This is a genomic window from Nibrella viscosa (genome assembly GCF_039541875.1).
GTDB lineage: Bacteria > Bacteroidota > Bacteroidia > Cytophagales > Spirosomataceae > Nibrella > Nibrella viscosa.
This window is the reverse complement of the sequence record NZ_BAABHB010000035.1, coordinates 1-1429: the sequence shown is the minus strand read 5'-3', so window position 1 is coordinate 1429 and position 1429 is coordinate 1. Positions and strand designations below refer to the sequence as shown.

Annotated in this window: 1 protein-coding gene; it reads left to right on the top strand. The window is 61.2% G+C overall.

The genetic code is table 11. From position 1 onward, the window contains the following. A partial coding sequence (locus ABD931_RS29045; protein ID WP_345271634.1) for an Ig-like domain-containing protein occupies window positions 1-1429 on the top strand: 1429 nt, incomplete at both ends.

Here is a 1429-nt window from a genome sequence, read left to right as displayed (position 1 = left end):
GTCAATACCAGTTTGTGTGACACGGCGCTGGTGCGCATCAACGTGGGCAACGCCCCGGCACCGGTGGCCAATGCCGATGTAGTGACGGGTGTGCTGGGACAGCCCGTGACCATAGCTCTGCTGGGCAATGACCTGGCGGGCAACGGACAGCCGGCGAGCCTGACCAACGTTACGGTACCGGTGGTGGTCTCAGGCCCGGCTAACGGCACGGCCGTGGTGAACCCCGATGGGACGCTGACCTACACACCGGCTCTGGGCTTTGCCGGCAGTGACACGCTGGTGTACCGCATCTGCTCCATCATCAGTCCGAGTGTGTGTGACACGGCCCGGGTGATCATCAACGTACCCTCGGCTCCGCCGACAGCGAACCGCGACAATGGCTCGACGGCTTTCCAGCAACCTGTTACATTACTTGTATTAGGTAATGACACGGACCGGGCAGGCAGACCCGCCAGCCTGAGCACGGTGACACTGCCGCTGATTACCCGTCAGCCCAGCAATGGTACGGCGGTAACCAACTCTACGGGTACCATCACCTATACACCGAACGCAGGCTTTGCCGGAAGTGACAGTCTCATCTACCGCATCTGTGATAGAGTCAACACCAGTTTGTGTGATACGGCGCTGCTGGTAGTTAACGTAGGCAGTGTGGCACCCGTGGCTAATCGGGATAACTACACCACCGCCTTCAACCAGCCGGTGCAGATACCGGTGCTGCTCAACGACCAGGCCAGAGGTACACTGCCTGCCAGCCTGACCAATGTGACCGCGCCTTCTATAGTAACTCAGCCGGTAAATGGTTCCCTGGCGCTGAACGCTAACGGCACCATCACTTACACACCCAATGCAGGTTTTGCCGGGGCGGATCAGTTCATCTACCGCATCTGTGATCAGGTAAATACCGGCCTGTGTGATACGGCCCTGGTGGTGGTCAATGTAGGCTCACAGGCACCAGTAGCCAATCCGGATGTGGTGGCGGTGGCCTTCAACCAGCCGGTGACGGTGAACGTGCTGGCTAATGATGCCGACCGCAACGGCACCGTGCCGGCCACACTGGCTACGGTGACTACCCCGGTGATCCTGGCCCAGCCCGCCAGCGGCACGGCCGTGGTCAATGTCAACGGCAGTATCACCTTCACGCCGGCCACCGGTTTTGCGGGCTCCACCACGCTGGTCTACCAGATTTGTGACCGGGTGAACACGGCCTTGTGTGACACGGCCCGGGTGACCTTCAACGTGGGCAGTGCGCCCCCGGTGGCCAATCCCGACAGCTACACGCTGGGCTTCAACCAGACGCTGGCTTTGGCGGTGCTGGTCAATGACCTCAGCCGCACGGGTGCGCCGGCCAGTGTGAGCGGAGTGGCCAATGTGACCCTGCCCACGATTGTGACGCAGCCGACGGGCGGCACGGTGGTGGTGAATACCAATG